The sequence below is a fragment of the Streptomyces sp. NPDC054770 genome, assembly GCF_053611985.1.
The window spans coordinates 92,223-116,140 of the sequence record NZ_JBSHBL010000018.1 but is presented as its reverse complement, the minus strand read 5'-3'; the positions used below and the strand labels follow the sequence as shown (position 1 = coordinate 116,140).

18 protein-coding genes are annotated in these 23,918 nt (G+C 73.4%); 12 read left to right on the top strand and 6 right to left on the bottom strand.

Annotated elements, in window-relative coordinates; all coding sequences use genetic code 11:
- Positions 1-32: 32 nt before the first annotated feature.
- On the bottom strand, positions 33-1,316 hold the full coding sequence (locus ACWGKQ_RS18495) for a PP2C family protein-serine/threonine phosphatase (RefSeq protein ID WP_453292967.1): 1,284 nt from the start codon (positions 1,314-1,316) through the stop codon (positions 33-35).
- Positions 1,317-1,489: 173 nt separating this feature from the next.
- On the opposite strand from ACWGKQ_RS18495, the gene ACWGKQ_RS18490 reads away from it, so the two are divergent.
- The 8 genes from ACWGKQ_RS18490 (at position 1,490) to ACWGKQ_RS18455 (ending at position 12,571) form a co-directional block, all read left to right on the top strand.
- Entirely contained in the window at positions 1,490-2,458 is a 969-nt protein-coding gene (locus tag ACWGKQ_RS18490) for a cyclase family protein (RefSeq protein WP_453292966.1), read from the top strand.
- A gap of 97 nt (positions 2,459-2,555) precedes the next feature.
- Positions 2,556-5,468 (top strand): SpoIIE family protein phosphatase, encoded by a 2,913-nt coding sequence (locus ACWGKQ_RS18485; protein ID WP_453292965.1) that lies wholly within the window; start codon positions 2,556-2,558, stop codon positions 5,466-5,468.
- Positions 5,469-5,594: 126 nt separating this feature from the next.
- Complete coding sequence (locus tag ACWGKQ_RS18480) at positions 5,595-7,145, top strand: sugar ABC transporter ATP-binding protein (protein ID WP_453292964.1); 1,551 nt, start codon at positions 5,595-5,597, stop codon at positions 7,143-7,145.
- Positions 7,142-8,248, top strand: coding sequence for an ABC transporter permease (locus tag ACWGKQ_RS18475; protein WP_453292963.1), 1,107 nt, complete (start codon positions 7,142-7,144; stop codon positions 8,246-8,248). The genes ACWGKQ_RS18480 and ACWGKQ_RS18475 overlap by 4 nt, the downstream gene beginning before the upstream one ends.
- A gap of 62 nt (positions 8,249-8,310) precedes the next feature.
- Positions 8,311-9,477, top strand: a complete 1,167-nt coding sequence (locus tag ACWGKQ_RS18470; protein WP_453292962.1) for a substrate-binding domain-containing protein — start codon at positions 8,311-8,313, stop codon at positions 9,475-9,477.
- A gap of 248 nt (positions 9,478-9,725) precedes the next feature.
- Positions 9,726-10,349 (top strand): DedA family protein, encoded by a 624-nt coding sequence (locus ACWGKQ_RS18465; protein WP_453293004.1) that lies wholly within the window; start codon positions 9,726-9,728, stop codon positions 10,347-10,349.
- Positions 10,350-10,478: 129 nt separating this feature from the next.
- The gene (locus tag ACWGKQ_RS18460; RefSeq protein ID WP_453292961.1) at positions 10,479-11,903 is read left to right on the top strand and encodes an MFS transporter; all 1,425 of its coding nucleotides are present in this window, start codon (positions 10,479-10,481) and stop codon (positions 11,901-11,903) included.
- A gap of 71 nt (positions 11,904-11,974) precedes the next feature.
- The gene (locus ACWGKQ_RS18455; protein ID WP_453292960.1) at positions 11,975-12,571 is read left to right on the top strand and encodes a cysteine hydrolase family protein; all 597 of its coding nucleotides are present in this window, start codon (positions 11,975-11,977) and stop codon (positions 12,569-12,571) included.
- A 77-nt stretch (positions 12,572-12,648) separates the two neighbouring features.
- Here the strand turns inward: ACWGKQ_RS18455 and ACWGKQ_RS18450 are convergent, their stop codons facing one another.
- Complete coding sequence (locus ACWGKQ_RS18450; protein ID WP_453292959.1) at positions 12,649-13,098, bottom strand: MarR family winged helix-turn-helix transcriptional regulator; 450 nt, start codon at positions 13,096-13,098, stop codon at positions 12,649-12,651.
- Between the two features lie 84 nt (positions 13,099-13,182).
- Between ACWGKQ_RS18450 and ACWGKQ_RS18445 the strand changes: the two genes are divergently transcribed.
- The 3 genes from ACWGKQ_RS18445 (at position 13,183) to ACWGKQ_RS18435 (ending at position 18,810) form a co-directional block, all read left to right on the top strand.
- Complete coding sequence (locus ACWGKQ_RS18445) at positions 13,183-16,143, top strand: AAA family ATPase (RefSeq protein WP_453292958.1); 2,961 nt, start codon at positions 13,183-13,185, stop codon at positions 16,141-16,143.
- 186 nt (positions 16,144-16,329) lie between these two features.
- A complete protein-coding gene (locus ACWGKQ_RS18440; protein ID WP_453292957.1) occupies positions 16,330-17,208 on the top strand; it encodes an LLM class F420-dependent oxidoreductase in 879 nt (292 codons plus the stop codon).
- Between the two features lie 72 nt (positions 17,209-17,280).
- Positions 17,281-18,810 (top strand): GMC family oxidoreductase, encoded by a 1,530-nt coding sequence (locus ACWGKQ_RS18435; protein ID WP_453292956.1) that lies wholly within the window; start codon positions 17,281-17,283, stop codon positions 18,808-18,810.
- A gap of 45 nt (positions 18,811-18,855) precedes the next feature.
- Here ACWGKQ_RS18435 and ACWGKQ_RS18430 read toward each other — a convergent pair whose 3' ends face one another.
- From ACWGKQ_RS18430 to ACWGKQ_RS18415, 4 genes are all read right to left on the bottom strand, one after another.
- A complete protein-coding gene (locus ACWGKQ_RS18430) occupies positions 18,856-20,076 on the bottom strand; it encodes a low temperature requirement protein A (RefSeq protein ID WP_453292955.1) in 1,221 nt (406 codons plus the stop codon).
- A 121-nt stretch (positions 20,077-20,197) separates the two neighbouring features.
- Entirely contained in the window at positions 20,198-20,653 is a 456-nt protein-coding gene (locus ACWGKQ_RS18425; protein WP_453292954.1) for a MarR family winged helix-turn-helix transcriptional regulator, read from the bottom strand.
- Between the two features lie 60 nt (positions 20,654-20,713).
- A complete protein-coding gene (locus tag ACWGKQ_RS18420) occupies positions 20,714-22,006 on the bottom strand; it encodes a glycosyltransferase (protein WP_453292953.1) in 1,293 nt (430 codons plus the stop codon).
- Positions 22,007-22,146: 140 nt separating this feature from the next.
- Positions 22,147-22,623: an MEKHLA domain-containing protein gene (locus ACWGKQ_RS18415; RefSeq protein WP_453292952.1), complete on the bottom strand. Its 477-nt coding sequence runs from the start codon at positions 22,621-22,623 to the stop codon at positions 22,147-22,149.
- Between the two features lie 252 nt (positions 22,624-22,875).
- Here ACWGKQ_RS18415 and ACWGKQ_RS18410 point away from each other — a divergent pair, with 252 nt between their 5' ends.
- Positions 22,876-23,814 carry a VOC family protein gene (locus tag ACWGKQ_RS18410; protein WP_453292951.1) on the top strand — a complete coding sequence of 313 codons (939 nt, stop codon included), beginning with the start codon at positions 22,876-22,878 and terminating at the stop codon, positions 23,812-23,814.
- Positions 23,815-23,918 lie beyond the last annotated feature (104 nt).

Genomic DNA, 23,918 nt, shown 5'->3' with positions numbered 1-23,918 from the left:
GGGTTCGGAGTCCGCGCCGCCCCTACGCAGGTTCAGAGTCGTACGACGATGAGCGCGATGTCGTCCCGGCCGCCGCTGGCGACGCCCAGTCGGGCCAGTACGGTGTCGGCCAGCTCCTCGGTGCCCAGGTGTCTGAACTCGCCGAGGACATCGGCCAGTTGGCCGAGGCCCACGTCGATGTCCTGGTCCCGCCGCTCGATGAGCCCGTCGGTGTACAGGACGAGGGTGTCACCGGGCTTGTACGGCAGGCTCGCCTGCGGGCGGGGGACGTGCTGCGGGCGGGCGCCCAGCGGCGGGTCGGTGGCCTGGTCCAGCAGCTCGCAGCTGCCGTCGGGGTGGATGAGCATCGGCGGCGGGTGGCCCGCGCTGCTGTAGGTGATCAGACGGCTGCGCATGTCGACGACCGCCTTGACGGCGGTGGTGCCGAGCGCCCCCTCGACGGACCTGGCGTACAGGCCGAGGACCTCCAGGGCCTGGGCCGGGCGCTCCAGGGCCCGGATGGCGGCGGACAGGGCACTGCGGAGCATGCCCATGACGGCCGCCGCCTCGAGGCCGTGGCCGATGACGTCGCCGACCGCGACGGCGAACCGGTCGGGCGCGATGTCGACGACGTCGTACCAGTCGCCGCAGACGTTGAGGGAGCCGGTGGCGGGCAGGTAGCGCACCGCGATGTCGCGGTGGCGGGCCAGGTCGGGGACGTGCAGCATGGCCTCCTGGAGGATGACGGCGACCTCGCGTTCGCGGGTGTGGGCCTGCCGCAGCTCCTCGTTCAGCCGCTGCAGCTCCCGCGCCCGTGCGTACAGCTCCGCCTCCAGGGCCTGCATCTGCTCCGGGCGCTCCGTCGCGCGGACGCCGTCGGGGTGGGTGGCCCGGTACTCCTTCACGAACGCGGTGACGTCCTCCACCCGGTGGATGATGTAGTCCACCTGCCCGGCCGCGCCGAGCACGGGCGTGTTCACCGGGGACCACCAGCGCTCCTCGAAGATTCCGGGCCGCCCCATGACGGGGATGTCGTACTTCTGCAGCGCCATCGTGTCGGACCGGCCGGTGGCGAGGACCCGGTGCAGGGAGGCACCGAGATTCTTGACCCCGTCGGCGTCCGGGTCGGCGGGGTTGTCCGGGAACGCGACGAAGATGTGCCGCCCGAGCAGATCCTCCCGGGTGCGTCCGGTGGCCGCCAGATAGGCCCGGTTCACATCGACGATGACCAGGTCCGGACCGAGGACCAGATACGGGCTCGGCGTCGCGGCGAACAGCGCCGTGTGATCAACCCGCGATGCCACCGCTGACGCTCCTTCCCGCCTCAACGGCTTCATCCTCAATCTACGGTCCGCCCTGCGGCCCTGCCCGCCGTGCGCCCGGGCGGTGCGCACGGCGGGCGGCGCGCACCCGGCGGGCCGGCGCGGGTCGTGCCAGGCTGGGAATCCGGCCGGCGGGTCCGCGAGGTGCCGCCGGGGCCGGGTGCCGACGCTGGGAACGGTGAGTGCGGATGAGTACGAGGCCCGCGGGCAGCCCGGATCCCGGGCCGGCCGGTGCCGGGAACGGACCCGCCGTCTCCCGACGCGAGTTCGACGCGCTCTTCGCGGCGGTCCGCACCTGGGACCGCTGGACCCCGGCCGACCGCGGCGCCTGGAACCGGGTGACCGCGGACCATGTGCGACGGGCCACGGAGGCCGTGCGGTCCGGTCGGGTCGTGCCGCTGGGGCTGCCCTGGAACACCGCACCCGGCCCCGGCAACCCCAGGCCCGCCCTGCACCACATGACCGATCTCGGTGACGTGGAGCGCCCGGAGCCCGCCACCCACAAGGACTTCATCGGCGCCGACTACCACGGCAAGTCCGTCACCCACCTCGACGCCCTGTGCCATGTCTCCTACCGGGGGCAGCTCTACGACGGCCGGACGGCGAAGGACGTCGTCGGCGCGGCGGGGGCCCGCTTCGGAGCGGTGTCGGCGCTCGGCCCCCTCGTCACCCGGGGAGTTCTCCTCGACCTCCCGGCCGTGCTCGGGGTCGACTGGCTGGAGCCGGGGCGGGCGGTGCACGCGACGGACGTCATCGCCGCTGAGCAGGCACTCGGCGTGCGGATCGGCGAGGGCGACGCGGTGCTCCTGCGCTCCGGGCAGACCCGCCGCCGCGCGGACCTCGGCGCCTGGGACCCCGACACGGCCTGCGCGGGCTTCCACGTGGACGCCGTACCGCTGCTGGCCGAGCGCGGCATCGCGCTGCTCGGCGGTGACGGCGACAGTGACGTACGGCCCTCCCCCGTGGACGGCGTGCACTCGCCCGTCCATGCCCTGGTCGTGGCCGCGATGGGGGTACCGCTCCTCGACAACCTCGACCTGGAGGCCCTGTCGGCCGCGACGGCCCGGGCGGGGCGGCGCGAGTTCCTGCTCGTCGTGGCACCGCTGAACATCCCGGGCGGAACGGGCTCGCCGGTCAACCCGGTCGCGATTCTATGACTTAAGGGCCCGCAACCCTGGGTATGAAATGTCCGTAATCTCCCGTATATCGTATCGTTTTAAAAAACGGACTCTGCAGGCGCGAATGAGGCGAAGCGTGGTTCGGGGCGGCGGGAAAGCGACAGCGACGGGCCGTGCGATCGACGGCGGCGGGCCCGCCCGCTCGCGTGAGCGTTTCCTCCAGGGCGAGGCGATCGAAGTCGGCGTACGCGTCCCCATCTCCAACTCGTGGCAGCGCTGCCGCGCCCTGGGGCTCTCCCCCGACCAGCCCGGACTTCCCTTCCGGGACGACTTCGAGCACGATGCCCGGATCATCCGGGCAGCCGTGCCGGTGCTCGACCGGCTCCAGACCTGGTTCGCCGGCAGCAAGATGAACATCTCCCTGGCGGACGGGGACGGGACCGTCCTGCTGCGCCGCTTCGGAGAGACCTCCCTGGCCAGGAGCCTCCCGGCGTTCCAGCGCGTCCCCGGGTTCGTGTTCGCCGAGCAGTACGCGGGCACCAACGGAATCGGGCTCGCGCTGGCGGAGCGGCAGCTCGTCCAGGTCTACGGCGCCGAGCACTTCGCCGAGCGCGCGCAGGGCAACGCCTGCCGGGCGCTTCCGGTCCGCGACCCGATCAGCGGCCGTATCGAGGGCGTCCTGTGCCTCGGTTACCCGCGCGGCGCCGAGGACCCGGCGCTGGCCACCGTGATACGCCGGGCGGCCCGCGCCATCGAGCGGCGGCTGCTCGGACAGAGTTCCGAGCGTGAGCGGGCCCTGCTGCGGACGTACCTGGACACCGGCGCCGAGACCGCGGCCGGACCGCACCACAGCGTCGGGGTCGGTGAACTGGCCCTCGGGATGCGCCCCTGCGACCGGGCGGTCCTCATGGAGAGGGCCGTCGAGCTGATCTCCTGCGCCCAGCGGGCCGCGGTCCGCGTGGCCCTGTCCGACGGCCGGCGGGTCACGCTGGTCAGCCGCCCGATGACGACCGCCACCGGAGTGGAGGGCTTCGTCACCGAGGCCCTCCTGCCCGGCCCGGCACCGCACGAGCCCCTTCTCATCCGGTGGCCTGCCGAGGAGCCCCAGCCCCTCGCCCTCGTCCCCGCCGCCCCGCCGGCCGTGGTCGTGCCCGTCACCGCGCCGCCCGGCCTGGTACCCCTCCGAGCCGAGACGCGAGGCGCCGGCGCGTCGGCGGGCGGTCCGTCCGGCGCGCCGGACGGGGGCAACGGCACGGCGCACGAAGCCGGAGCCGGCCTCACAACGGGCGTCGGCCCCGGGGCAGGCGGCCGCCTGGACTCGCCGTCCCGCACGGGTCCCCAGACGCGTGGACTTGTGCTGGTGGGAGAGCCGCACGTGGGGCGGTACGCCCTCGCCGCGCGCCGCCGCCTGGAGCTGCTGACCGACGCCAGCACCCGCATCGGGACCACCCTGGACGTGCGCCGTACCGCCGAGGAACTCGCCGAGACCGCGGTGCCGCGGCTGGCCGACTACGTCACGATCGACCTGCCCGAGGCCGTCCTGCGGGGCGAGGAGGCCGCCGACCCCTTCTCCGACCTGTACCGCACGGTGGTCCACGGCATCCGCGAGGGCTGTCCGTTCGACCCGGTCGGCAAACGTACCGACTACGGCCAGGCCACTCCGCACCTGCGCTGCCTGACCAGCGGGCAGGCGGTGCTGGAACCGGACCTGCGGATCGCCATGGGCTGGATCGCCCACGACCCGCAGCGCGCCGAGGCGATGCTCGCCCACGTCCGCTCGCTGATCGCCGTCCCCCTCGTGGCCCGCGGCGTCGTCCTCGGCGTGGCCGCGTTCTACCGGGGGCAGCACCCCGCGCCCTTCGACGACGACGACTGCTCGCTCGTCCAGGAACTCGCCGGCCGCGCCGCCCTGTCCATCGACAACGCCCGGCGCTACACGCGCGAGCGCACCATGGTCCTGACCCTCCAGCGCAGCCTGCTCCCACAGGGCCTGCCCGACCAGGACGCCGTCGAAGTGGCCCACCGCTACCTGCCGGCGGAGTCCGACGTGGGCGGGGACTGGTACGACGTCATCCCCCTCTCGGGTACCCGGGTCGGCCTCCTGGTCGGTGACGTCGTGGGCCACGGCATGCTCTCCGCCGCCACCATGGGGCGGCTTCGCACCGCCGCCCGCAGCTTCGCCGAACTCGACTTCTCCCCGGACGAGGTCCTCACCCACCTCGACAACCTGGTGGGCCGCCTGGACCGGGAGGCTCCCGCCGCGGGCGAGGCGGACGTCTTCGGCGCGACCTGCCTGTACGCCGTCTACGACCCGACCACACAGCAGTGCACCATGGCCCGCGCCGGGCACCCGCCCCCCGCGCTCGTCCACCCCGACGGCACGGTCTCCTTCCCCGACCTGCCCGCCGGGCCCCCGCTGGGCCTGGGCGGCCTGCCCTTCGAAGCCGTAGACGTCGACCTCCCCGAGGACAGCCGGCTGGTCCTCTACACCGACGGGCTGATCGAGGGCCGCAACCGCGATGTCGACGTGGTGCTCGACCGGCTGCGGGGCGCCCTCGCCCACCCGGGGCGCACCCCCGAGGAGATCTGCGAGACGGTCCTGGACACCGTGGCGCCGGTCCACCCCCATGACGACATCGCCCTGCTCGTCGCCCGTACCCACGCCCTGGCCCCCGACCGGATCGCCACCTGGGACCTGCCCGCCGACCCCTCCCTCGTCAGCGAGGTCCGCTCCGCGGCGCTCCGCCAGCTGGCCGACTGGGGAATCGAGGAGGCCGCCTTCGCCGCCGAGCTGATGCTGAGCGAGCTGGTCACCAACGCCATCCGGCACGGCTCCGGTCCGGTCCGGGTACGGCTGCTGCACGGCCGCACCCTGATCTGCGAGGTCTCCGACCGCAGCAACACCGCCCCGCACCTGCGCCGGGCGGCCAGCACCGACGAGGGCGGCCGCGGCCTGTTCCTGGTGGCCCAGCTGGCGCAGAGCTGGGGCACCCGCTACATCCGGCAGGGCAAGGTCATCTGGGCCGAGTGCGGGCTCGACGCCGCCTGAAGGCGCGGGCGCGGCTGACCCGTTGGTGTCATCGCGGGCGTCAAATCCGGAATGCGATAATTCGCCCCACTAGTATCGCCGGTGAGAGTCGGGACGAAATCGCCAGGCCGACCCCCGGAGATGTCCGTGCACGACCTTCCCGACACCCCCGCGAACGCGGCCGGAACCTTCGGAGCCGATCCTCTGGTACGGATCCGCGGGCTCGCCAAGCGGTTCGGCGGGACCCGTGCGCTGGACGGGGTCGACCTCGACGTCCGGGCCGGCAGCGTCCTCGCCCTCCTCGGCCCCAACGGTGCCGGAAAGTCCACGCTCATCAAGGTGCTCGCGGGGGTCCATCATGCCGACGCGGGCTCGGTCACGGTGGCCGGGCACCCGCTCGGCAGCCATGCCGCCGCCCGCAGCATGTCCTTCATCCACCAGGACCTCGGGCTCGTGGACTGGATGACCGTCGCCGAGAACATCGCCCTGACCACCGGATACCCGCGCCGCGCCGGACTGATCTCCTGGCGGCGGACCCGGGAGCGCTGCGCCGAGGCCCTGGAGACGGTCGCCGGGCACCTCGATCCGGACACGCCGGTCGCCCGGCTCGGCCCCGCCGAGCGTTCACTGGTCGCCGTCGGCCGCGCCCTGGCGGCCCGGACGCGACTGGTGGTGCTCGACGAGCCGACCGCGCGGCTGCCCGCCGCGGACTGCGCCCGGCTCTTCCGGGTCTTGCACGCCCTGCGGGACCGGGGGCACGGCATCCTCTACGTCACCCACCGCATGGACGAGGTGTACGAGGTGGCCGACGCCTTCGCCGTCCTGCGCGACGGCCGGCTCGTCAGCCACGGCCCCCTGGCGGGCCACAGCCCCGCCCGGCTGGTCCGCGACATCGTCGGCGCGGAACAACCGGCCCGTCCTCTCCCCTCGACCTTGCCCCTGGGCGGCCCGGCCGTGCTCGCCCTCGACGGCGCACGGACCGCCGGCACGGCGCCGGTCACCCTGGAGCTGCGGGCCGGGGAGGCGCTGGGCCTGGTCGGCCTCTCGGGCGCCGGGCACCTGGAGCTGGGCCGCGCGCTGGCCGGTGCCCGGCCCTTCCTCGGCGGCCGGGTGCTCCTGGACGGCCGGCCCTACCGGCCCCGCACGGTCGCCGACGCCGTCGCCGCCGGGGTCGGCTTCGTGCCCGGGGACAGACAGCGGGAGGGCTGTGCCATGGGACTGACCGTGCGCGAGAACCTGCTGGCCAATCCCCGGGCAGGGGGTCTGCCCGCGCTGCGCTGGACCGGTCCCCGCCGCGAACGTGCCCGCGCGGCTGAGCTGATCGAACGGTTCGCGGTGCGTCCCCGCGACAGCGAGGCGCCGCTCGCCTCCCTGTCCGGCGGCAACCAGCAGAAGGTCCTGATCGGCCGGTGGTTCCGGTCGGACCTGCGGCTGCTGATCCTGGAGGAGCCGACCGCCAGCGTGGACGTCGGAGCCAAGGCCGCGGTCCACCGGCTGCTGGACGAGGCGCTGGCCGGCGGTCTCGCGGTCCTGCTCGTCTCGACCGACTTCGAGGAGGTGGCGGGCGTGTGCCGGCGCGCCCTGGTGTTCGTCCGCGGCCGGGTGGCCTGCGAGCTGGGCGGTGCGGACCTCACGGTCACCGGGCTCGCCCGGGCGGCCTCGGCGCTGCCGGCGCCCGGAACCAGCACGGACTCATGACCGCCGCGCCCCCGCCCTCCGCCCCCCGTTCCCGGCCGCTGCGGCGGGGTCCGGCCTGGCATCTCGCGGGCGCCTACGGCCTGCTGGTCCTCACCGCGCTGCTCGTCCTGGTCTTCTCCCTCCTGCTGCCGCGCACGTTCCCCACCCGGGACACCGTCGACTCGATCCTGTCCAACCAGTCGATCCCGGCCGTCCTCGCGCTCGCCGCCATGGTCCCCATCGTGACCGGCTCCTTCGATCTCTCCCTCGGCTACGGCCTCGGTCTGGCCCACGTCATGGTGCTGTACCTGGTCGTCGACGCCGGATGGCCGTGGCCCTGGGCCTGCCTGGCGGTGATCGCGGGCGGCGGGGCGGCGGGGGTCCTCAACGGTGTGGTCGTGGAGTTCGGCCGGATCGACTCCTTCATCGCCACCCTCGGGACCGGCAGCATGCTGTACGCCGTGACCGGCTGGGTCACCGGGGGCGGCAGGATCGTCCCGGGCCCGGACGGACTGCCGGCCGCGTTCACCGACCTCTACGACGCCACGCTCCTCGGCCTGCCGCTGCCCGCCTTCTACGTGCTCGGCCTCGCCGTCGTCCTCTGGGTGGTGCTGGAGCGGCTGCCGCTCGGCCGGTTCCTGTACGTCATCGGGGCCAATCCGCGCGCCGCCGAACTGGTCGGCATTCCGGTCCGCCGGTACACCGTCCACGCGTTCACCGCATCGGGGCTGATCGTCGGCTTCGCCGGGGTGCTGCTGGCGGCTCAGCAGCAGATCGGCAATCCCAGCGTCGGTCTCGACTACCTGCTGCCCGCGTTCGTCGGCGCCCTCCTCGGCTCCACCGCGATCAGACCCGGCCGGCCCAACGCCCTGGGCACGCTCGTCGCCGTCGCCGTGCTCGCCGTCGGCCTCACCGGCATCGGACAGCTCGGCGGCGCGTTCTGGACCGTCCCCCTGTTCTACGGCGGCACGCTGCTGCTCGCCGTCGGCCTGGCCGGCTACTCCGCCCGCCGGCTGCGCACCGGGGCCGACGGGACCCGCGGCGCACCGCCCGTGCCGCCGCCCCCGCCGGCCGCGTCCGAGAAGAGCGAGGGCGGGAACGGCCCCGCGGGCACCGCACCATGACCTGTGCCAGGGACCCCGACTCCGGCCGTGCCCCGACGCTCGGCCCGCCGCGCGGAGCTCCCGTGCGCCGCACCCGCAAGGCCACCGTCCGCCGGGCCGGCCGGGCCGGGCTCGTCTGCCTCGCGCTGCTGGCTGTGACGGGCGCCCTGACCGGCTGCGAGCGCGGTTCGCCGAACACCCCCACGATCTCCACCACCGGTCCGGGCGGTTGCCCCGCGGTCCAGGCCGCAGCCCTGGCCTCCGTCGCACGGGCGGAGCGGACCGACACCGCCTGGAACGGACCGACCACCGGCCCGGCGGCGGTGTCCGGCAGGACGGTCGTCTTCGTCGCGCAGACCATGACCAACCCCGGGGTCGCGGGCGTCGCGGACGGCCTGCGGGAGGCCGCGCGCGTCATCGGCTGGCAGGTCCGGGTGATCGACGGCGGCGGCAGCCCCGCCGGCATCCAGGCGGCCATGAGCGAGGCCGTGGCGCTGCGGCCCGCGGGCATCGTCATCGGCGGCTTCGACCCCGGCTCGACCTCGCAGCAGGTCGCCGCGGCCGGCGCGGCCGGCATCCCGCTCGTCGGCTGGCACGCGGTCGCCGCCCCCGGCCCGAGCAGGCGGCCTCCGCTCTTCACCAACGTCACCACCCGGGTCGAGGACGTGTCCGGCATCAGCGCGCAGTGGATCATCGCGCACTCCGGCGGCCGGGCCGGGGTCGTCCTGTTCACCGATGCCTCGGTCCCGTTCGCTACGGGTAGGTCCGTGGTGAGCGGGGCTTCCCCCGCCACCTGCCCGGGGGTGGGGACGCTGCCGTACGAGAACATCCCGATCCCGGACGCGAGCAGCCGCGTCCCGCGCGAGATCGCCTCCCTGCTCTCCCGTTTCCCGGACACCTGGACGCACTCCGCCGCCATCAACGACCTGTACTTCGCCGACGCCGCCCCCGCCTTCCGCGCGGCCGGCCGGAAGGGGGCGGGACCGCCTTTCAACATCGGTGCCGGGGACGGCGACCCCTCCGCCTTCCAGCGCATCAACAGCCGGCAGTACCAGTCCGCCACCGTTCCCGAGCCGCTGACGCAGCAGGGCTGGCAGATCGTCGACGAGTTCAACCGCGCCTTCTCCGACCGCCCTGCCAGCGGCTACGTCGCCCCCACCCATGTCTCGACGGCCGCCAACAGCGCCGGGGCCACGGCCTGGGACCCACCGGGCTACCGGGAGGCGTACCGGAGAATCTGGGGCAGATGAGCCGCCGACGGCCCGGGCCCGGCCGTGCCGGTGTCCCGTGGGCCGTGGTTGGGCGCGCCCCGCCGAACCGGTCCGTACCACAGGTCACCGGCCGCGGCGGCCGACCCGGGCCTGTGCCGCCCCTCCCCTCCCGCCTCCTCGGCGGGTGGCGGGTCGTCCCGGACGCGCGGTGTTGAAGGCGGATCCCCGGCCGCCGTCACGCGACACTTGGGTGAGACGGCCGGCGAGAGGGCGGGGAGGCGAGGGTGGTGATCGCCGTCAATCCGACGGACAGCGGCTCGCTGCTCGCCGCCTTCGGCGCGCTGGGCGTCCTGGCGGTGATCTTCGCCGAGTCGGGGCTGCTGGTCGTCGGCTTCTTCCTGCCGGGTGACACGCTGCTCTTCCCGGCCGGTGTGCTGTGCGCGGCGACCGCGGACCGGCCGGCCCGGCTGGAGCTCTGGCAGGTGCTGGTGTGCGCGGCCGTCGGTGCGGTGGCGGGCGGGCAGGTCGGCTATCTGATCGGCCGGCACGGCGGCCGGCCGCTGCTGGCCCGTACCTCGCGGCCCCGGGTGCGGGAGGGAACGGCCAGGGCGGAGCGGCTGCTGGCCCGGTACGGATACGGCAAGGCGCTGGTGATCGGCCGATTCGTGCCGATGCTCCGGTCGGTGCTGCATCCGGCGGCCGGGGCACTCGGGGTGCCGGTACGGCCGTTCACCCTCTGGCAGTCCGTCGGCGGAGTCCTCTGGTCGCAGAGCTTCGTGCTCGCCGGGTACGCCCTCGGCTCCTCGGTCTCCCACATCGACCGCTACCTGCTGCCGCTGGTCGGCGTGATCGTCGTACTGTCCCTGCTGCCGCTGCTGGTGGAGGCCCGGCGGGCCCGGCGCGACCGCTGACCCCTCTCCCCCCGGGATCACCCGCACAGGAATAGGCAGGCTGCCTGCTATTGTTTGTCAGGCAGCCTGCGTAATTTGCCCGACCGGCTCCACGCAGGCCCAGCAGCGCGGGAAGGGAGGAGCAGCACCTTGGAAACCACCGCCGACACCACCCCCGTACAGCACGAGAAGGCTCCGCCGGGCAATCCGTTCGGGGCGGCCTTCGTGACCCCGCTGTACATGGGTGCCGTCCTCAACCCGATCAACAGCTCGGTGATCGCCCCAGCCCTGGTGGCGATCGCGGCCGCGATGCACACGTCCGTCGGCGGCACCGCGATCCTGATATCGAGCCTCTATCTGACCAGTGCGATAGCCCAGCCGGCGGCCGGACGGCTCGCCGAGGAGTTCGGTCCCCGGCGGGTGTTCTTCGCCGGCATCCTCCTGGTCCTGGCCGGCGGGATCCTCGGTGCGGTGGCACGTGACATGGCACTGCTGGTCGCGGCCCGCGTGCTCATCGGCGCCGGCACCTCCACCGGCTACCCGACCGCGATGCTGCTGATCCGCCGCCGGGCCCGGGACGCGGGCCGGCGGGAACCGCCAGGCAACGTCCTCGGGGGCCTCGCGATCGCGGGCGCCGCCACCGTCGCCGTCGGCCCCGCCATCGGCGGCCTGCTCATCGGCCGGCTCGGCTGGCAGACCGCCTTCTGGATCAACATCCCGGTCGCGGTCGTCGCCTTCGTCATGGCCGCGGTCTGGATACCCAAGGACACCGACCGGGTGCGCGGGCGCTCGGCGCGCGAGCTCGTCTCCCGCATCGACCTGGCCGGCATCGCCGGCTTCGGCGGGGCGCTCACCGCACTCCTGGTGTTCCTGTCCTCGCTGCCCGACCCCGAGTGGCCGGCCCTCGGCGTCTCCGTCGTGATCGCCGCCGTTCTGGTGGCCTGGGAACTGCGCGCCGCCAACCCCTTCCTGAACGTCCGGCTGCTCGCCTCGAACCTCGCACTGACCCGCACCTATCTGCGCAACGGCCTCACACTGCTGGGCACTTACGTGATCCTCTACGGGCTCACCCAGTGGCTGGAGGCGTCCCGGGGGCTCACCGCCTACCAGTCCGGCCTGGCGCTCATCCCGATGGGTGTCCTGTCGGCGGTCTCCGCCCGGGTCGTCTCCCGGCGCAGCCGGGTCCGCGCGCCGCTGGTCGTCTCGGCGCTGCTCCTGCTGGTGGGCGCCGTCGCCACGCTGTTCCTGGACGGCGGCACACCGGTCGCCGTGGTGGTCGTGATCACCGCGGTGTTCGGCCTCACCTCGGGGGCCGGCACCGTGGCGAACCAGACGGTGCTCTACCAGGAGGCGCCCGCGGACAGCGTCGGCACCGCCTCGGGGCTGCTGCGCACCTTCGGCTACATCGGCTCCATCGCCTCGGCGGCCATCACCGGCACCGCCTTCCACACCCACGTCGACGACACCGGCCTCCGGCACATCTCCTGGGCGCTGGTCGCCATCGCCGTCGTCGTCCTCGTCATGACGGTCCTCGACCGGCACCTGGCGCAAGCCGACCGGCGGCCCGCCCCCTGACCCCTCTCCCCCGCCATCCGGCACCGCATCAACCATCCGGAACCATCCGGCAAGACAAGAAAGTTCAGGTCATGACCAGCACCGTCCCGTATCTCGACCCCGCCCGCACCGCCCTGCTCCTGATGGACTTCCAGCCGGCCGTCCTCGCCGCCGTGGCCGACCCGGACCAGGCGCTCTCCCGGGCGCACGCGGCCCTGTCCTGGGCCCGGTCGCACGACGTCCAGGTCGTCCACGTCCGCGTCGCCTTCGCCCCGGAGGACTTCGCCGCCGTACCCGCGCTGAACAAGGCGTTCGCCGCCGTCGCCGAGCACAAGTACCTTCCCGACGGCAGCCCGGAGGCCGACCTGCACGAGTCGTTCGAGGTGTCGGAGCGGGACATCACCGTGCGCAAGATCCGCTTCAGCGCCTTCGCCTCCGCCACCGACGTGCGCGGGCTGCTGCGCGAGCGGGGCATCGACACGCTCGTCCTGGCCGGACTGTCCACCGGCGGCGTGGTCCTGACGACCCTTCGGCAGGCGGCCGACGACGACTTCGCGCTCTACCTCCTCAAGGACGCGACCGCCGACCCCGACCCCGAGGTCCACCGCGTCCTGACGGAGAAGGTCTTCCCGCACCAGGCCCACGTCATCGACACGGACGAACTGCCCGGCCTGACCAAGTCGGCCTGAGCCCCGGCCACCCCCGCGTGGTCACCCCGGCGCGGCCGTCCCGTCCGGCCGCGCCCCCGGGCCCCCGGCCCGGCCCGTCACCTGCCGCTGTCCGCGATCCTGTTCATGATCGCGGCGGCCTTCAGCAGGGTCTCGCGCTCGTCCGCCCGCAGGTGCGCCTCGATCGCCGCGCCGAGCCAGGTAGCGCGGGCCACCGGGATCGTCCCGATCAGCGCGTGCCCCTCGGGCGTCGCGTGGACGAGGGTCTTTCGGGCGTCGCCGGGATCCTTGCTGGTGCTGATCAGGTTCTCGGCGCGCAGGGCGGCGAGCGTCTCGGCCATCGACTGGCGGCGTACGTGCTCGGCCTGCGCCAGTTCGGTGGCCGTGACCGGGCCCTCCTCGGCGATGCGGGCCAGCGTGGTCAACTGCGACCAGTTCCACCGCCGGTCGCTGGGTGCCGACTCGGTGCGCAGCCGGGCGCGCAGCCGGGTCATCGCCTTCATCAACTCGGCGGCGACCTCGGCCTCGGGCCTTGGGTCACTGGTCATCCGCCCACCATACCCAGCGCTCACCTCGCCCTTTGTGCAACTGTTTGCGCCGTCAAGCATTTTGGGGAGGCTATATTCAGATCTGTGAGCACCTCCGAGAGGCGTCGTCGGACCGAGGAGCCGCCCCGATCACCATCGGGCGAGGCGCAGCTACTGGGGCGCAAGGCCGAGCTGGAGCTGATCGACTCCCTGCTCGCCGGTCCCGGCCGGGGCAGCTCCGGTCTGCTGCTGCACGGCGAGCCGGGCGTGGGCAAGACCGCACTCCTGGACGCCGCCGCGGCCCGCGCCACGGCTCTCGGGATGCGGGTGCTGCGCGCGGCCGGTGTGCAGTCCGAGACCCGCATCCCGTACTCGGCGCTGCACCAGCTGCTGTACCCGGTCCGGCACGACGTGGACCGGCTCGACGGGCACCACCGGGACGCCCTGCACCAGGTCTTCGACCTCACCCGGACCCCGGCCCCGGAGCCGCTGGTGTCGACGGCGGTGCTCGCCCTCCTGGAGCTGACCACCGCCGAACACGGCCTGCTGATGATCACCGACGACGTGGCGTGGTTCGACGAGGCCAGCGCGGCCGTCGTGGGATTCGTCGTACGGCGCATCGCGGACGCCCCCATCGTCTTCCTGGCCGCCTCCCGGACCGGCACCGAGGATCTCCTCCGGCGGTCCGGGCTGCCCGAGCGCAAGGTCGAGTCGCTGGACACGGGAGGATCGGGCGCCGTCCTGGACGCGCACGCGCCCGGCCTGGCACCCTCGGTGCGCCGGCGGCTGCTGGCCGAGGCGGACGGCAACCCGCTCGCGCTCCGGGAGTTGCCCGCGGCGCTGACCGACCGGCAGCTGTGCGGCCAGGACCCGCTGCCCGACCGGCTGCCGCTGTCCAGGCGGCTGGCGGCCACCTGCGCCGGACTGCTCGCGGAGCTGCCCGCACCGACCCGCGCCCTCATGCTGCTGGCGGCCCTGGACGCCGACGCCGGGCTCACCACCCTGCGCGCCGCGGCGCGGGGGTCGGCCGACCTCGACGACCTGGTCCCGGCCGAGCGGGCCGGTCTGGTGCACGCACCGACGGCCGGCCGCGGTCTCACCTTCTGCCACCCGCTGATCGGCACGGCCCTGGTGGACCTGGCCGCGCCGAGCGACCGCCGGTCCGCGCACGAGGCGCTGGCCGCCGCCCTGGCCGAGGATCCCGAGCGCCGCGCCTGGCATCTCGCGGAGGCCGCCACCGGACCCGACGAGTCGGTGGCGCGGGCACTGGACGAGGCGGCGCTGACCGCCTGGCGGCGCGGCGGCGCCGCCCCCGCCGAACTGCCGCCGCCGGTCGGCGCGCTGGTCGCCGAGCGGCGGCGGGTCGCCGCGTCCGCGGCGGTCACGGCGCTGGTGCGCGCCGGTGAACTCAGCCCGCACCCGGTCGACCGCTCCCGCCGCCTGGTCGAGGCCGCCTTCCTCGCCACCATGACCGGCCAGCTCGACCAGGTGAACCGGCTGCTGGCCGACGCGGGCCAGACCCCGGACACCCCGACCGGGCTGGTCTTCGCCGCCACCGCCCATCTCCTCACCCATGACGACGGCGACGTCGACGCCGCCTACCGGCTGCTGGCGCGGGCCCTGGACGACGTCACCTGCAAGGCCACGAAAGACGACTGGGACCGTCTCGGGATCCTGTACACCCTGCTGCTGGTCAGCCTCTACACCCTCAGACCCGAGCCGTGGAAGCTGCTCGACACCGCGATGGCCCGGTTCCCGCAGGAGGCGGAGGCGGTCACGCCCTTCCGGCTCTGCTACGACGCGTACGTCGACCCCGCCCGCAAGTCCGAGGCGATCCGGGAGGGGCTCGCGGACGCGTTCGCCGAGCTGCCCACCGACGCGGCGCCCTGGCAGATCGTGCCGCTGGGGGTCGCCGCCGTCGCCATGGACGCCCTCGCCGACTACCGCTGCCTGCTGGCGCGCATGATCGAGCGGGAACGCGACGGCGGCGCGATCGGCATGGTGGTCCCCGCGCTCATGCTGCTCTGCCAGGACTCCTACGTCCACGGGCAGTGGGACGAGGCGGAGCGGCTCGCGCAGGAGGGGCTGGAGCTGGCGACGGCCTACGGCTACCAGTTCTGGGAGCGGCAGCTGCGGGCCGTGCTGGCCTCGGGCGCGGCGCTGCGCGGCAATGCCGACCTCGCCCGCAGCCGCAGCGAGGAGACCAGCACATGGGCGGCTCCTCGCGGCATGGAGGTGACGGAGGGGTACGCACGGTCGGCGCGCAACCTGGCGGCCATCGGGCAGGGCGACTACGAGGAAGCGCTCGCCCAGGCGGCGCGGATCGGCCCGGCCGGCGCCCCCACCCCCGGCGTGCCGGGCCGGTGGATGGTGCTGGACTATGTGGAGGCGGCGGTCCGCACCGGCCGTCTGGAGGACGCCCGGGCGCATGTCCGCGCCGCCCAGGAGGCCGGTCTGCCCCGGATCGGGCCCCGGATCGAGCTGATCACCGCGGGGGCCGCCGCCGTGGCCGCCGACGACGCCGAGGCCGCCGGGCTGTTCGAGGCCGCCCTGGCCCTTCCGGACGCCTCCCGCTGGCCCTGGGACTACGCGCGCATCCGGTTCGCGTACGGCCAGTGGCTGCGCCGCACCCACGACATGGCCGGGGCCCGGGTGCAACTGGGCGCGGCTCTGGAGACGTTCGACGGGATCGGTGCCGTGATGATGGCGCAGCGGGCCGCGGCCGAACTGCGTGCGACCGGTGTCTCCGTCACCCCCCGGTCCGACGCGGCACCCGAGCCGCTGACCGCGCAGGAACGGCAGATCGCCGAACTCGCGGCAACGGGCCTGAGCAACAAGCAGATCGGCGAGCGGCTGTTCCTGTCCCACCGCACGGTCGGCTCGCATCTGTACCGCGTGTACCCCAAGTTGGGGATCACCTCGCGGGCCGCTCTGCGCGGCGCGCTGGAGGCGATGCCCGCCGCCGAGGGAGCCCAGGGACAGCCGACGACACGGACGGGCCACCGCCGGACGCACGACAGCCGACCGAGCAACGACGGGACGAGCCGGCCGCTCGGGGAGCAGTAGCCGAACGAACCCGTGACCGGACGAGCAGTAGGCGACCGAGTCGAACGACCGGTCCCACGCGGCCGTCGCGCCGCCGGCCTTCGTGGCCGTCGGAGGCTGAGCGATCGCACATTTTCCTTGCTTGACAAAGCATATACTGGTCCCGCCATACTCGATGGCGACAGGCCCGCACCTCGGAAGGCCGGCATGGACCTAGGCATCGCCATCGCGGATTTCACCCAACCCGGCGGCGCGGCGGGCATCGCCCGCCATGTGGCCCGACTCGCCCGCAGCGCGGAGGAGTTCGGCTTCCGCCGGATCGCCGTCATGGACCACCTGTTCCAGATCGGGATCGTGGGCGCCACCGAGCAGGAGATGCTGGAGGCGTACACGACCCTGGGATATCTGGCCGCGGCCACCGAGCGGGCGGAACTGCTCGCACTGGTGACCTCGGTCGGATACCGCGAACCCGGGCTGCTGGCCAAGATGGTCACCACGCTCGACGTGCTCTCCGAGGGCCGCGCCGCCCTGGGCATCGGGATCGGCGCCGGCTTCAACCTCGCCGAGGCACGCGGGCTCGGGCTGCCGTTCCCGCCGGTCGCCGAGCGGTTCGAGCGGCTGGAGGAGACGCTGCAGATCTGCCTGCAGATGTGGAGCGACGACGAGAAGCCCTTCGAGGGCCGCCACTACCGCCTCGAACGCACCCTCAACTCCCCCGGCACGGTACGGCGTCCGCACCCGCCGATCCTGATCGGCGGCTCCGGCGAGCGCAAGACGCTGCGGCTCGTCGCGGAGTACGCGAACGCCTGCAACCTCTTCCACGGCCCGGACCTGCCGCACAAGCTCGACGTGCTCCGCCGGCACTGCGAGCGGGCCGGGCGGGACTACGACGAGATCGAGAAGACGGTCCTGCTCCCCCTCGACCCCGGCACGCACGGCGAGCATGTACCCACCCTGCTGGCGGAGTTGCGACGGCTGGACCGCATCGGCATCGACCACGTCATCGGCCCGGTCCGCGGCGCCGACCAGCACGCCGCGCTGCGACTGCTGGGCGAGCGCGTCGTACCGGAAGCGATGCAGATCTGACCGGGCACAACATGGCGTCGACCGCGACCATTTTAATTGCTTGCTGAAGCACTATTTCCAAGGGAGAAGCAGATGAGCACCCCGAGCGAACACCCCGCACCGCACCGGGCCGATGTCGTCATCGTCGGCGGCGGTTCCGCGGGCGCCGTACTCGCCGCCCGGCTCAGCGAGAACCCAGGGCGCACGGTCCTGCTGATCGAGGCGGGCCCCGACTACCCCGCCGACCGCGTCCCGGAGGGCCTGCTGACCCCCCACCAGCTGGCCGACCCCGACCACGACTGGGGCTACCAGGCACGGGCCACCGACCGCGCTCCCAGCATCCCGGCGCCGCGCGGCCGGACGATGGGCGGCAGTTCCGCGGTGAACGCCGGGGTGGCGATCCGGGCCCGGGAAACGGACTTCGCGGCCTGGCAGGAGCGGTACGGCGTCAAGGGCTGGTCGTACGACGAGGTGCTGCCCGCCTTCCGGGACATGGAGAACACGCCGTCCGGGGTCGACAGCCACCACGGCCGCCGCGGGCCGTTCCCGATCCGCCAGTGGGCCTACGGGGAACTCACCTCCCCGCTGCGGGCGTTCGTCGACAGCGCGGCAGGCCTCGGGTACCGGCGCAACGACGACTTCAACGGCGCCGCGCAGGACGGCACCGGCGCCTACCCGATGAACATCGTCGACGGAGTGCGCCAGAACACCGCCCTCGTGTATCTGACCCCGCAGGTGCGCGAGCGCCCCAATCTGACGGTGCTCAGCGACATCACCGTCGACCGGGTGCTGGTCGAGGACGGCGTCGCGCAGGGGGTCGTCAGCGCGTCGGGCACCGTCTTCCGGGCCGGTGAGGTGGTGCTCAGCGCGGGCAGTTACGGCAGCCCGGCCATCCTGCTGCGCTCCGGCGTCGGCCCGGCCGCGGACCTGCGGGGCCTCGGCATCGAGGTGGTCGCCGACCTGCCGGTGGGCCGCCGGCTCCAGGACCACCCGTTCTTCCACTCGCTGTTCGCGCTCGCGCCGGAGCACCAGACCATGACGTCCGCCTTCGCCGCCCATCTGTGGCTGGCCTCGCGCGAGGCGCTCCCCGGTGAACTGGACCTCGCCGTCGTCGGCGTGCATCTGCTGGACGGCTCCTTCAGTCCGACCGGTGGCGCGCTGGTCGTCTCGGCGGCCGTCACCCGGCCGGAGTCGCGCGGCTCGGTGCGACTGGCCAGCCGCGACCCCTACGACGCCCCGGTCATCGACGACAACTACCTGGCGACGGACCGGGACCGCCGGCGCATGCTGGAGGCCGTGCGGCTGGTGCGCCGCCTCGCGGGCAGCGCACCGCTCGCCGGTGCGCTGGCGGCGGAACTGGTGCCGGGCGCGGCCGTGGGCGACGACGACCTGGCGGCGGCGATCGAGAGCGGCATCGCCACCTACGGGCATCCGACGTCGACCGTGCCGATGGGCGGGCCCGAGAACCGGTGGGCCGTCGTGGACGAGTCCGGCGCGGTCAAGGGGCTGGCCGGGCTGCGGGTGGTGGACGCCTCGATCATGCCCGAGACGCCTTCGACGGTGACCAACGCCACCACCATCATGATCGCGGAGCTCATCGCCCGGCGCGTGTACGGGAGTTGAGGCCGCCGGTGCTCCTCGGGTCCGGTCCTGACCGCGCGCGTCCGTTCAGTGCGCCGCGGTCTCGTCCCGGCCCAGCCGGCGGGCCACCGCGAGTCCCCAGGGGATGCCGAGGAGGGCGACGAGCGCGAGTCCGAGGTACAGCGGCGCGGGCCGGGCGGCGCCGAGCGCCAGGGCCGCGAGGGCCACGACGACGCAGGTGCGGGCGAGCGGCCGGTAGAGCGCGCGCTCGTCCCGCCAGGCCTCCAGGCCGGTCGCGATCACCATCGTCGTCACCAGCACGACGGCCACGCCCGCGCACAGCACCCAGGCTGTGGCAGCGGGCGTCCGGCCGGCGTGGGCGTGCTCGACCAGGCCGACCATCGCGGCGCCCATGGCGGTCACCGCGGCCGTCAGCGGCAGATGGGTGAGCATCCACGACAGGGTCACCGCGCGGGCGCTCCGGGGCCGGCGGTGCCCGGCGAAGTCGAAGTACGTCCACCACGCGCCGAATCCGACCACCACCGCGACGAGCCCGACCGCGAGGCCCATGGCCGAGGTCGGCTTCTCGGCCAGCCCGTTCACGACGCCCGTGACGGTCTCGCCGAGCACGATGATGATGAGCAGCCCGAACCGCTCGATGAGCGAGTCGGTGGGGGCGAGCAACGACGCCTGGGCCGGCGGGGTCACGCCGATCACCGCCGCGAACCCCACGACGTAGGTGACGTCCAGCGCCCCCCAGACGAGCAGCCGGGTGTCGGCCGGCAGCGCGGCGCTCGCGAGGAGGACGGCCGCGCAGACCGCCGTCCCGGACACGTAGAGCAGGCTGGGTGTGCGGTACTCCGCGGGGCTGCCACGTCCGGCCAGCAGCCAGAGCACGGCCAGCACGGCGAACAGGACGCCCCCGGTGACGGCGAAACGGCCGCCGTTCTCGCCGCCCGCCCCGGGAATGAACGCCCCCAGCGGGACGAGGACGAGGATCTGCGCCAGGAAGAGACTGCGGCCCCGGGCATCGTCGTGACCGTGCAGATCGTGGTGGAGGGTGCCGTTCAGCCAGGCGATCCACACCAGCGCGAACACCACCGCGAATTCACCGAGGCCGTGCCAGGTGAGATGCCCTGCCAGGTGGTGCGCCGCCTGGGCCACCAGGACGACCACGATGAGGTCGTAGAAAAGCTCCAGGGGGCCCACCACCCGGTGCCGGGGCTGTGCGCCGTGTGCGCGCGGCGGCCGCCACAACTGGCCGCGCAGCCGGGCCCAGCTCTCCTGCTTCTCCGGTCGCGCGGTCATGCCGGCCGTATCCGCCGAGGTCGCTCCCGCATTGCCTCTCCCGGGGTCGTGGTCCGGCCGGAGCCGCACAGGGCCACTGTTTGACGTTTGTATATTAGCGGGGAGGCGGGTGCGGCTGAGCTCAGTCGAGCTTCTCGACCACCGCTTCGAACTGCCGCACCATGGCGGGCACCGACCGGCCGTCGAGCAGGTCGATGACCCGCTTGCGGGCGCTCGCCAGGTGCACGGGGTAGGCGGCCTGGAGCCGCTTCATGCCCTCCGGGGTGAGGGTCGCCACGTTGCCGCGGGCGTCTCCCTCGTAGCGCCGCTTGACGACCTGGCCGCGGCTCTGCAGGGCGTCCACGACGCGGGTGATGCGGCTGGCCGACAGGGCGGTGGCCGAGGCGAGGTCCGTCATCCGGAGTTCCTGGTTCTCGGCCTCGGAGAGGTTCATCAGGACGACGTACTCGGTGAGCGTGAGCCCTGTGGACCGCAGCAGGTCGTCGTCGAGCGAGCGGGGCAGCGCGACGATGACGCGCATCAGGGCGCGCCAGAAGCGTTCTTCCTGGGCGGTCAGCGGCGGGTCTTCTGCGCTCATTTGAGCAGAATAGCGTGCTCAAGCAAGGAATCTCAACCTTCCGGCCCCTGACCGTGGCGCTCAGGCCTGCTCGACGAGCTCCGCGATGACGTCGAAGGGGCGGTACTCGGTGTACTGGCTCTGGATCCCGGCCGCCCGCTTGCGGTACCGGGGGTCGCCGAGCACCTCGTCGACGGCGGCGCGCACGGCGGACACCTCCGGGCGGGCGGTGCGCAGGTTGACACCGGTGCCGGACCACTCGACCCGGGCGGCGACCTCGGGCTTGTCCTCCGTCTCGCCGCCGACGACGAGCGGGACGCCGTGCCGCAGCGCGGTCTGGACACCGCCGTAGCCGGCGTTGGTGACGAGGACGTCGGCGAGCGGCAGCAACTCCTCGAAGGGCACGAACCCGGCGAGGTGGACGTTGCCGGGGACCTGGCCGTCCATCTCCTTGCGCACCAGGTCGGGACCGTCGGGCCGGGCCGTGGCGGCGACGACGGTGACGTCGGCGTCGGCGAGCGCGCGCAGTGCGGGGACGACGAGCTGGGACAGGTCGCCGTTCTCCACGGTGCCCTGGGTGACCACGACCACCGGCCGGCCGGAGGACAGCTCCGCCCACCACTCGGGCCGTTCGAACTCGCTGTCGGAGGCGGCCGGGAGCGGGCCGATGAAACGGAAGCCCTCGGGGGCGTCGCTGCGCGGGTACTCGAAGGCGGGGACGGTCAGCTGGAGCAGGAGGTCGGGGACCGTGCACATGGCGTCGAAGATCGACCCGGGGAACGTGACGCCCATCGAGGTGAAGACGTCCTCCACGTACTGCTGCGCGTCGGCGAACATCGCCCCGACCTGGGCGCGCATCCCCTCGTAGCGAGCGCGCTCCTCGTCGTTCGTGGGCGGCAGCAGCCCTGGTCCGAAGGGCGCGGTGTCGGCGCTGGCGAAGGGGGGCGGCGCGATGCCGATGGTCATGAGGAGCGGGCGCTGTTCCCGCGGGGACCGCAGGACCGTCGCGAGCGTCCACAGGGACAGGAGTTCGCTGATCACCACGGTCGCGGGGAACTCCGCGAGCAGTTCCTGCAGGCGCCGGTCGTGGAGCGGCGCGGGGTCGGCGGCGAAGTGCTTGAGGTCGAAGGATATGCGCTCGAAGGGGGCGAGTTCGTCGCGCTCGGGGAAGCCGGTGCTGAGGTCGGCGCCGTCGACGTCCGCCTCGGCCGGGTAGGGGACGAAGCGCGCGCCGGTCCTGCGGACCCGGTCCTCGAACCGGGTGCCCGTATAGAAGAGCACCTCGTGCCCGCGCTCGGTCAGATCGGCCGCGATCGCCGCGAGGGGCAGGACATGGCCGGGCACCGGGCTCGCTGTGACAAGGATCTTCGCCATGGTCTCGTTCCTGGGCAGGCCGGACCGCGGTCCGGGCGTCCTTATTTGCTTCAAAAAGCAATATAGAGAACCGGCGCCCGGACTGTCGAACCCCTCACGGAACCCGGCGCGTCTCCGGCCCAGTTGGCCCTGATGAGTCGTCAGGCCTCAGTCCATGACTGGAAGATCGCTGCCTGGCCGTGACAAGTTCCTTCCAGGTCAAGGAGGTTCCACATGGTGACGTCCTCTATCCAGAACCTCCGGCCGGACCGGGCTATCCGCAACCCTCGGTAGCCGGAGGCGTATCCGCGGGTGGTCACCGAGTGCACGAAGGCGTCCCGGTCGCCCTGGGCGTCCGGTTCGGCGGACAGCCGGGAGGGGAGCCGGACGAACTCCTCCCAGGGGTACTCGAAGCACTTCTGGGCGGTGGCGTTCGCGTAGACGAAGACCGGATCCGGGCCGGCGTCGTGCGCGAGCAGCCCGAAGGGCGCGGCCCGGTAGAGCCAGCGGGCCGCCTCGCCGGCGTCCGGGAACGCGGTGGGGCACAGGGGGGTGCCGGTCAGCCGCTCGTGGCTGGACAGCAGGAGCTGCGCGAAGGCCGGGCCCCGGCTGTGCTCCGCGCCGTATGTCGTGACCATCGGTGGCCGCCTTTCGTCGATTTCCGAAGGGATGGTTCCAGAGCGGGTACGGCCGCTGATCGCCGGGGCACCGGCCGGGCCCGCATTCGCCCGCCCCGGAACCGGAGTCGACAGTGCCGGAGTTGACATCCTGAACAAGGATGACTGAAGGTTCATTCACCCAACGAATCCGAGCGGCCCGCTGACCGCCCCGGGCCGGGCCGGCACGGAGTCGAACCGTCCTCCGCCACCCGAAAGGGACCCGAACCCCCCATGTCACAGCGCCTGTTGACACACCTGCGCCATGTCGACCTCGCCGTCCCCGACCTCACCAAGCAGCGCGACTTCTACGCCGGAGTGTGGGGCCTGACCGAGACCGGCTCGGACACCGGCATCTCGTTCCTGGCCGCCGAAGGGTCCCCCGAGCAGTACGTGGTCCGGCTGCGGCGGGCCGAGGAGAAGCGCCTCGACCTCATCGCCTTCGGCTCCGCCACGGCCGCCGACGTGGACACCCTGGCCGAACGACTCCTCGCGGGCGGTGTCCGGCTGATCAGCCGCCCGGACACGCTGGACACACCGGGCGGCGGCTACGGCTTCCGGTTCTTCGACGTCGACGGGCGCACCGTCGAGGTGTCGGCCGACGTCGCGGTGCGCGCCCACCGCCGGATCGAGGCGAGGGAGTCCGTGCCGGTCCGGCTCTCCCATGTCGTGGTGAACTCGCCCGACGTCGCCAGGACCCGGAAGTGGTACGAACAGCACCTCGGCTTCGCACTGTCGGACGCCATCGTCCACCCGCACGCCGGGGATCTCCTGAACTTCATGCGAATCAGCCCGCAGCACCACAGCCTGGGCATCGCCGCCGGACCGCACGCCTCGGTCCACCACGTCTCCTTCGAACTGCGCGGAGTCGACGAGTTCATGCGCGGCACCGGCCGGCTGCTCCGCCACGGGACCCGGCTGGCGTGGGGCCCGGGCCGCCATCTGGCGGGCGACAACGCGTTCTCCTACTTCTTCGACCCGCACGGCAACAGCGTCGAATACACCACGGAGATGGAGCAGCTGGACGAGGACACCTGGCACCCGCACCACTACTCGGTCGAGGACGAGGAGGCGACCGACCAGTGGGGAACCGCCAACGCCCTGACCGAGCCGATCCTGAAGGAGCTGCACAACGACGTGGACCGCGGGCTCTTCACGGCTCCCCCGGTGTGACCGGGCGCCGGACGACCGCCCACGCCAGGGGTCGGGGGTCCGGCCGCCGCGGGACCCCACCAGCTTGGCCACCAGGCGGCGGAAGGCGACCAACATTGTCTGGG

Excerpts from the sequence above, each read along its gene's own strand:
- ACWGKQ_RS18495 (WP_453292967.1), bottom strand. The coding sequence starts at position 1,316 with ATGAAGCCGTTGAGGCGGGAAGGAGCGTCAGCGGTGGCATCGCGGGTT.
- ACWGKQ_RS18490 (WP_453292966.1), top strand. The coding sequence starts at position 1,490 with ATGAGTACGAGGCCCGCGGGCAGCCCGGATCCCGGGCCGGCCGGTGCC.
- ACWGKQ_RS18475 (WP_453292963.1), top strand. The coding sequence starts at position 7,142 with ATGACCGCCGCGCCCCCGCCCTCCGCCCCCCGTTCCCGGCCGCTGCGG.
- ACWGKQ_RS18455 (WP_453292960.1), top strand. The coding sequence starts at position 11,975 with ATGACCAGCACCGTCCCGTATCTCGACCCCGCCCGCACCGCCCTGCTC.
- ACWGKQ_RS18450 (WP_453292959.1), bottom strand. The coding sequence starts at position 13,098 with ATGACCAGTGACCCAAGGCCCGAGGCCGAGGTCGCCGCCGAGTTGATG.
- ACWGKQ_RS18440 (WP_453292957.1), top strand. The coding sequence starts at position 16,330 with ATGGACCTAGGCATCGCCATCGCGGATTTCACCCAACCCGGCGGCGCG.
- ACWGKQ_RS18435 (WP_453292956.1), top strand. The coding sequence starts at position 17,281 with ATGAGCACCCCGAGCGAACACCCCGCACCGCACCGGGCCGATGTCGTC.
- ACWGKQ_RS18430 (WP_453292955.1), bottom strand. The coding sequence starts at position 20,076 with ATGACCGCGCGACCGGAGAAGCAGGAGAGCTGGGCCCGGCTGCGCGGC.
- ACWGKQ_RS18425 (WP_453292954.1), bottom strand. The coding sequence starts at position 20,653 with ATGAGCGCAGAAGACCCGCCGCTGACCGCCCAGGAAGAACGCTTCTGG.
- ACWGKQ_RS18420 (WP_453292953.1), bottom strand. The coding sequence starts at position 22,006 with ATGGCGAAGATCCTTGTCACAGCGAGCCCGGTGCCCGGCCATGTCCTG.
- ACWGKQ_RS18415 (WP_453292952.1), bottom strand. The coding sequence starts at position 22,623 with ATGGTCACGACATACGGCGCGGAGCACAGCCGGGGCCCGGCCTTCGCG.
- ACWGKQ_RS18410 (WP_453292951.1), top strand. The coding sequence starts at position 22,876 with ATGTCACAGCGCCTGTTGACACACCTGCGCCATGTCGACCTCGCCGTC.